Here is an 8,181-nt window from a genome sequence, read left to right as displayed (position 1 = left end):
GTAAGCGCCTAGCCAAGTCACCTTGAATCACACCGAATGGATCAGGAAGATGGCGTCCACCAAACTTACTTAGGTGGACGCTATGGAACATAAGACAGTATCGCGACGACGGCACAGCAAGGAATTGAAGGCGCAGGTCCTCGAGCAATGCCAGGAACCAGGAGCATCGATTGCAGCAGTTGCCCTGGCACACGGATTGAATGCGAATCTGGTGCATAAATGGCGACGCCAGCTGGCCCGTTTGGCCACTAATCACATCACACCTGTCGTCCCGGAATTTGTTGCATTGCCGATGGCCCCTGCTGGGGCGCCCTCTGCTGGGGCGCCTCCTGCTGCTGACATCCGGATTGAATTGCACCGTGGCGCCGTCACGATGAACATCTCCTGGCCGATCAGGGCTGCGGATGAATGTACTCACTGGCTACGAGAACTGCTGCGATGATTCGCATCGATGCCATCTGGCTGGCCAGCGAGCCGCTGGACATGCGGGCCGGTACCGATACGGCGCTGGCGCGCGTGGTGAAGGTGTTCGGTGCGGCACGCCCGCACCACGCTTACCTGTTCGCCAACAGGAGCGGCACAAGGATGAAGGTACTGGTGTATGACGGCTTTGGTTTCTGGCTTGCCGCCCGCCGTCTCAACCGTGGCCGCTTCGTCTGGTGTGATGATGGATCAGCTTCCACCGTGGCGTTGAACGTGGAGCAATTGCAGGCGCTAGTGACTGGCCTGCCATGGAAGACCTTGACGGCGGATCACGCCATTGCGGTGCTCTAGCGGCCACGCACGTATACTGTTTCAGTTCCTCTGCGGCAGCGGTTCTGGCACACTGCCGGGCATGACTTCCACGCCTGACCTCGCGACTCTGAGCACCGATGAGCTACGCCAGCTCGCCAGCCGGCTGCTGGAAGAGATGCGTGGCAAGCAGGCACTGATCGACAAGCTTACCCATGAGATGGCGATCCTCAAGCGGCTCAAGTTCGCCGCTTCCAGCGAAGCGTTCACCGGCGAACAGCAGCGCATGCTGTTCGAGACGCTCGACACCGATATCGAAGCGCTGACTGCCGAGATCGAACTGCTCGCGCCAACCGAACCTGCCAACGGCGATCACAAGAAGCAGCAACCCAAGCGTGCCCCCTTACCGGCATCGCTGCCACGCAAGGACATCCGACATGAACCCGATTCAACGACCTGCGGTTGCGGCTGCCAGTTGCAGCGTATCGGCGAGGACGTTGCCGAGAAGCTCGACTATGCGCCGGGCGTCTTTACGGTGGAGCGCCATGTTCGGGGCAAGTGGGTGTGCCGGCAATGCGAGACGCTGGTACAGGCGCCGGTGCCACCGCAGATCATCGACAAGGGCATTCCCACCGCCGGCTTGCTGGCCAACGTGCTGGTGGCCAAATATGTTGATCATCTTCCCCTTTACCGTCAAAGCGGCATCTATGGCCGTGCCGGGCTGGCGATTGCCGACTCGACACTGGCGCAGTGGGTGGGCGTCTGCGGTGTGCAATTGCAGCCGCTGGTGGATGCACTCAGTCAGGAGTTGTTGGCACAGCCGGTCTTGCATGCCGATGAGACGCCGGTGGCGATGCTCAAGCCCGGCAACGGCAAGACCCACCGCGCGTACCTGTGGAGTTACTGCAGCACCAGCATGAGCGCCATGAACGCAGTCGTGTTCGACTTCGCCGAGTCCCGTGCCGGTCGCCATGCCGGCAAGTTTCTGGGTAACTGGCAAGGCACCCTGATTTGTGATGACTTTGCGGGCTACAAGGCGCTATTCCGGCACGGGATCGTCGAGGCCGGTTGTATGGCGCATGCGCGCCGCAAGTTCCATGAGCTGTATGCCAACCACCAGAGCCAGATTGCCGAGGAAGCGTTGAAGCTGTTTGGCGTGCTGTATGACGTCGAACGGCAGGTGCAGGACCTCGATGCCAGGGAAAGGCAAGAGGTGCGGCAGCGACTAGGCAAGCCAGCGGCAGATACCCTGCAAGCCTGGCTGCTGGCGCAACGGCAGCGGGTGCCAGATGGCAGCGCGACTGCAAAGGCGATCAACTACAGCCTGGAACGCTGGGGACCACTGACGCACTATCTCCGCGACGGTACCGTGCCGATTGATAACAACTGGGTCGAGAATCAGATCCGGCCCATTGCAATAGGAAAAAAGAATTGGTTGTTCGCCGGCAGCCTACGGGCGGGGCAGCGTGCTGCCGCGGTGATGAGTCTCCTGCACTCTGCGCGCCTCAATGACCATGACGTGCACGCCTACATGAAGGACGTCCTGGAGCGCTTGCCGACCCTGCCTGCCAATCGTGTTCGCGAACTGCTGCCACATCGCTGGACGCCTGCCTGATCAGCTCATCAAAATCCCGTCAAGGTGCCATCACCGGGTGCTTACNCTGCCTGCCAATCGTGTTCGCGAACTGCTGCCACATCGCTGGACGCCTGCCTGATCAGCTCATCAAAATCCCGTCAAGGTGCCATCACCGGGTGCTTACTGCGAACACGATATTTTGTTGGGAGGAGATGAGTTTCTTATTCTCCAGTAAAACTGCATAGATAAGACTGACGATGCGAGACGGCGGTTCTGTGACTGCCCTAACTTGGTTTCTGTAGTGAAATATTCCATGACATAGCGATGTCACTCATGATCATGGGACTTCTGAAACGCCACATCAGCTTTGTATTCAGATAGTACCCCCCAAATCTCCTAAAAATCGTCGCTTCCGACGACGTTTCGGGTATCTCGTCCGCACACAATAGGTAAAAGAGCATGTCTTTCCATTTTCAGGAAGCAATGCCTACCGTACGGTGATGCGCCGGATTACTCAAGGAGACCAGTATGTTAAAAAGCCTCGCATTTAGTCTTTGTGCCAGTGTCGCGCTCGCCATACCGGTGAGTGCAAGCGCGCAGATCAAGATCGCCTATATCGACCCCTTGTCAGGCGCATTTGCCAGCATCGGCGATTTTGGCTTGAAAAGTTTCATTGCGATCGCCGACGATATCAATGCAAAGGGTGGTGTGCTAGGTGGTCAGAAATTGGAAATTGTCCCGATGGACAACAAAGCCAGTCCGGAAGAATCGCTGACCTTGCTGAAGAAAGTGACCGACAGCGGTATCCGGTACATCGTGCAAGGTCAAGGCTCCGGCGCAGCAGGCGCGCTGATCAATGCGATCGACAAATGGAATGACCGCAATCCTGACAAGACAGTACTTTTCCTGAACTACGCATCCAACGATCCGGACCTGACTAACTCCAAATGCAGTTTCTGGTATTACAGTTTCGACGCGCATAACCTCATGAAGGTGGAGGCGCTGACCAACTATATGGCCACGGATAAAAGCATCAAGAAGGTGTTCATCATCGGACAGGATTACGCCCATGGACAGCAGATGGCTAAGGCTGTCGTCGCGTCCCTGCCAAAGAAGCGACCTGATATAGAAATCGTTGGCAATGAGTTGCACCCCTTCGGCAAGGTCAAGGATTTCGCGCCTTATGTTGCCAAGATCAAGGCATCGGGCGCCGACACGGTGATCACCGGTAACTGGGGCAATGATCTTTCGCTGCTGTTGCGCGCGTCCAAGGAATCCGGGCTGAAAACCAAGTTCTTTACTTACTTTGCCGCCGTACGCGGCACGCCGACCGCACTGGGCGAGATGCCGGAAGATACGGTCTACCAGATCAGCGAATGGCATCGCAACATTCAGCCCAACAAACTGGAAAAATTTGCCGACGACTATGCGAAGCGTTTCCCTGGCCTGGAATTTTCCTATGTACGCATCAACACAACAATTCAAATGCTGGCCCAGGCCATGGAAAAGGCCAAGTCTGCGGACCCTTTGAAAGTGTCGACCGCCATGGAAGGGATGGAATTCGACGCTGGCAATGGCAAGGTCGTGATGCGCAAGGATGATCACCAGCTGATCCAGCCGCTCGTGCTGTCCGCCTACAGCAAGAAGAACGGCACGACGGTCAAGTATGACACCGAAGGGACCGGATATGGTTTCCGTACCGTGGCCATGATTCCGCCGAAGGACACCGAGGTTCCGACCACCTGTGCCATGAAGCGTATGTAAATCAGGTTCGCCGGTGGTTCGAGCGGCATCAACTCCGGTATTGCGCAGCACTTTGCGAGACGTGGCGCGACATTAGAACTGATCAGTCGCAGCGACGACAAGATCGCAACCCGGCCTGCAAGCTCATGATCGATGAGGGTTATATGACAATTCATTTCCACCGTTCCTGGATGAACGAGGAATTGGCGATGTGGCGGGAGACGGCTATCCGCTTTATCGAAAACGAAATGGTGCCGGGTGACGAGGAAGCGCGCAAGCGTGGGCATGTCGGACACGCGCTCTGGCGCAAGGCTGGCGAACTCGGTCTGCTGTGCTCCGACATTCCCCAGGAATATGGCGGCGGCGGTGGCGATTTTCGCCATGAGGCGGTGTTCTATGAGGAAATGGCGCGGCGCAGCCTGACCGGTATGAATTCATCGGTGCACAGTATCGTCGCACACTACTTGCTCAACCATGGAACGGAAGAGCAGAAGCAGCGCTACCTGCCGCGTATGGCACGCGGTGAAATCGTCGGCGCAATCGCCATGACAGAGCCGGGCGCCGGCTCCGACTTGCAGGGGGTGCGTGCGCGGGCCGAGCGCCGGGGCGACCACTACGTCATCAACGGTTCCAAGACTTTTATTTCCAACGGCTATCTTGCCGGCCTGGTATTGGTTGTCGTCAAGACCGATCCGACCCAGAAGGCGAAAGGCACCGCCATCCTGATCGTCGAAACCGAGAACCAGCCCGGTTACCAGGTTGGCCGGATGCTCGACAAGATTGGCCTGAAGGCGCAGGACACGTCGGAACTCTTTTTCGATAATGTGAAAGTGCCTGTGGATTGCCTGCTCGGTGGCGAGGAAGGCAAGGGTTTTTATCAGCTTATGGGCGACCTGCCCTATGAGCGAACCATTATCGGTGTGACGGCGGCTGCGGCTATGGAAGGCGCATATGAAGCGACCCTGCAGTACACCCGCGAACGCGAGGCGTTCGGCCAGCCGATCGCGCAATTCCAGAACACCAAGTTCAAGCTTGCTGAAATAGCAGCCAATGTCACAGCCGCACGCGCCTATGTCGACCGCTGCATCGAAGATCTTGTCGCCGGTCGCCTCGATACAGTGGGTGCATCGATGGTAAAGATGTGGTCCAGCGACTTGCAGAACAAGGTGATCGACGAATGCCTGCAGCTGTTCGGCGGCTACGGTTACATGAACGAATACCTGATCGGACGCATGTATGTCGATGCCCGCATTCAACGCATTTACGGCGGCACTAACGAAATCATGAAGGAAGTTATTTCACGGGCGATGTAAAACTTCGAGGGCAAGGGCAGACTGGCGGCTTCCCTGGAGTAGTGCACTTAACGAATCATCCCAAGGCGGCGCGCCACCGCCACCGCCTGCGTGCGATTTTGCGCATTGAGCTTGCCGTTGATATTTCTGAGGTGGGTGCGCACCGTGCTGTCCGACACGAAGAGTTTTTCCGCCAGCGCGCTATTGGAATAGCCTTCCGCCAAAAGACCGAGAATGCGGACTTCCTTGTTGGTCAGAGGCTCGACCATGCCGGTTGCTTCCGTTGTCGTGGATGCCTCAGGCTCCGCCATCGCGGCAGGCCCAAAGGCCTGGAGCAATTTCTGCAGGTAGACGCTGAAGATCGGATCGCCGGAGCGGCTCTCGTTGCGCAATTCTTCTTCCACCCGTCGGACCAGTGTGGCGGCACGGTCCGATTCATCCACCAGCAAGCGTACGAAGCCTTCGCTGCCTGCGGTTTTCAGCACGTCCTTCATGGTGGCCAGCGCAGCCCGTTCTTCGCCCACCTGCTTTTGCGCAATGCTGTGGAGTACGCGCAGCTTGAGCGCGCGCCGATAACGGCGTTGGCTCATGGCGGCATGGATGGCCGCTTGCAGAGAAGACAGGGCATGGCCGGCATCGCCGGAAAAGACCTGCCAGCGCAGTTCGGCAAGCGCATGGTATTCGACATCGTGGGCAGGCAGACGCAGGCGGGCAACCTCTTGCCAGACCTCTTGCGTGTTGGATCGATCCAGTTCCTCGCGCGCCGCCTGAAAATTAGCCTGGATCGTCAGCATGCGGGCCCGCTCCAGCTTGGCACTGCTGACGACTCTTGGCAGCTGCCGATGATGGCCCAGGTATTCCAGTTCGGTCAGGCAGTGAAATGCCTGATCCACATCGCCGCGATGGAAGGCAAGGCGCGACAGCATGGTGTAGCCGATGATCATATGGTCAGCCAGGCCGACATCCTTTGCCAGCGGCACATACACATGCAGCAGGTGTTCCGCCTGATCCAGATCATTCATTTCATACAGGCTGGATGCGTACAGCACGCCAGCCCAGGCGTTGCCGCCGGTATGGCGGTACGACACGCTATGCGTCGCGCTGACCGCGATGCGGAAGCGTGCCGTTGCCTGCCGCAATTGCCCTTCTTCGAGATCGATCAGACCTTCCACCGACTCGGAATACATCTTGTTGAAAAAACTGGTATCGCTATCCTGGCGATGCCGGGCCGCGTCGAGCAGCTTGTGCGATTCCTGGTAATCGCCCATGACGGCGCAGATATAGGCCATCTCGTTGGACAGCACACTGCCAGTGAACGCGTCGGAGACAGGCAGCTGCAGCAGTGCTTCGTGGCCGACCGCGTAGGCTTCCTCGGTGCGGTCCATGATTGCAAGCATCATCGGTCGAAGCGCCAGCACGTGGGCCAGGATCTTTGGATCGGCCGAAGTCGAGCACCCGGAACGCTCCAGCAGAGCCATCGCCTCGCGCGGGCCGCGCGTAAAACACAGCGCCCAAACATGGATCACTTGCAGTAGTTCCGATGCGCGGGTCTGCTCTTCGGGCATCGCGGCGAACCAGCGCGACAGCAGGCGCATGCGGCCGCTTTCGAGCAGGCTCTCGGCATGCTCGTTCAGCAGCTCGGCGGCATGCGCATAATTGCCGCCTTCAATGGCGTGATCAATGGCAGGTACCGGACGGCCTTGTACTTCATACCATTGCGACGCGGCGCGATGCAGGCGTAGCATTTCATCCGGCAGTTCACGTTCAAGCTGGGCGCGCAAAAAGCCGGCGAACAGACTGTGATAACGGTAGGTGTGCTCCTGTCCTTCAATCGGTGTGAGGAACAGGTTAGCCTGTTCAAGCTGATGCAGAACCGCCGCACTGTCGGTACCCGGCATGAGGGCGTCGCACAGCGACGCGTTGAGATGGCGCAGGATGCTTGTCTTGAGCAGGAAGTCCCGGATAGCGGGCGGCTGGCGCGCCAGCACATCTTCGGCCAGGTAGCCAGCCACTGCCTCGTTGGAGCCGGAGAAGCGCGATATGAAGGCGGAGCGTTCCTCGCGACGCTCCAGCGCAACAGACGCCAGCCAGAGGGCGGCAATCCACCCTTCGGTCTTGCGCTGCAACTGCGACAGGTCTTCTTCAGGCAGGGCGAGCTGACGCCGCTGTGTAAGGAATTCGGTGGTTTCCGACAGGGAGAATCGCAGCTGGACCGCATCGATTTCCAGCAACTGGCCGCGTGCCCGCAGGCGGCCGAGGCCAAGATCGGGAAGGCCGCGCGAGCCTATCACCAGTTGTCCGCGGCGCGGCAGGTTGTCAAGGATTTCACGGACCAGGCGTAGCACCGTCGGCTCCTGCACCGCTTCGAAGTCGTCGAGGAAGAGCGCGAAAGGAGCCGGATGCGCAGCGAGCCGAGCCATGATTTCCAACGCGACGTCCCCGGGCGCGCGGCTGCTGTCGGCAATGATGTCACTCTTCGTACCACCACGTTCGGCGGTCATGCCGCCGACCGCGGCCGCCAGACAGGCCAGAAAACGGGAGGCATCGTTGTCGGCGCCATCGAGTGTCATCCAGGCGGTATCGACCTGATGCTGCGCCAGCAGGTCCCGGCATTGCACCATAGCCGTGGTTTTACCGAAGCCGGCAGGCGCTCGCACCAGGATCAACTTCACCGCGCTCGATGTGCGGACCAGTTCGCGGATGGCATTGCGCAATACCTGGGTTGCCGTCGTGCTGGGCGGATTCAGCTTCGTGGAGAGGAAGGGACGGGCAAGACTTGCAGACTCGATCATCGGTAAAGGACCTGGAGCAGCGTAAGCAAAAAAACCTTGCGGGGCC

Annotated in this window: 6 protein-coding genes; 5 read left to right on the top strand and 1 reads right to left on the bottom strand. The window is 58.8% G+C overall.

Annotated features, from left to right (window positions below; genetic code table 11):
• Positions 1-82 precede the first annotated feature (82 nt).
• The 5 genes from tnpA to ASE07_RS16120 all read left to right on the top strand — a co-directional run bounded on the left by tnpA (position 83) and on the right by ASE07_RS16120 (position 5,364).
• A complete protein-coding gene (gene tnpA / locus ASE07_RS16140) occupies positions 83-442 on the top strand; it encodes an IS66-like element accessory protein TnpA (protein WP_057291856.1) in 360 nt (119 codons plus the stop codon).
• The gene (gene tnpB / locus ASE07_RS16135; RefSeq protein WP_057291855.1) at positions 439-774 is read left to right on the top strand and encodes an IS66 family insertion sequence element accessory protein TnpB; all 336 of its coding nucleotides are present in this window, start codon (positions 439-441) and stop codon (positions 772-774) included. The genes tnpA and tnpB overlap by 4 nt, the downstream gene beginning before the upstream one ends.
• Before the next feature lie 61 nt (positions 775-835).
• Positions 836-2,347: an IS66 family transposase gene (gene tnpC / locus ASE07_RS16130; RefSeq protein WP_057291854.1), complete on the top strand. Its 1,512-nt coding sequence runs from the start codon at positions 836-838 to the stop codon at positions 2,345-2,347.
• A gap of 489 nt (positions 2,348-2,836) precedes the next feature.
• Positions 2,837-4,072 carry a branched-chain amino acid ABC transporter substrate-binding protein gene (locus ASE07_RS16125; RefSeq protein WP_057291853.1) on the top strand — a complete coding sequence of 412 codons (1,236 nt, stop codon included), beginning with the start codon at positions 2,837-2,839 and terminating at the stop codon, positions 4,070-4,072.
• 143 nt (positions 4,073-4,215) lie between these two features.
• The gene (locus tag ASE07_RS16120) at positions 4,216-5,364 is read left to right on the top strand and encodes an acyl-CoA dehydrogenase family protein (protein ID WP_057291863.1); all 1,149 of its coding nucleotides are present in this window, start codon (positions 4,216-4,218) and stop codon (positions 5,362-5,364) included.
• 47 nt (positions 5,365-5,411) lie between these two features.
• On the opposite strand, the gene ASE07_RS16115 is transcribed toward ASE07_RS16120, so the two are convergent.
• Positions 5,412-8,135 carry a LuxR C-terminal-related transcriptional regulator gene (locus ASE07_RS16115; protein WP_057291852.1) on the bottom strand — a complete coding sequence of 908 codons (2,724 nt, stop codon included), beginning with the start codon at positions 8,133-8,135 and terminating at the stop codon, positions 5,412-5,414.
• Between the last annotated feature and the right edge of the window lie 46 nt (positions 8,136-8,181).

The sequence above is a fragment of the Noviherbaspirillum sp. Root189 genome (assembly GCF_001428545.1).
Classification (GTDB): domain Bacteria; phylum Pseudomonadota; class Gammaproteobacteria; order Burkholderiales; family Burkholderiaceae_D; genus Noviherbaspirillum.
Note: the sequence above shows the minus strand (reverse complement) of the source record. Positions and strands in the feature narration are given on the sequence as shown.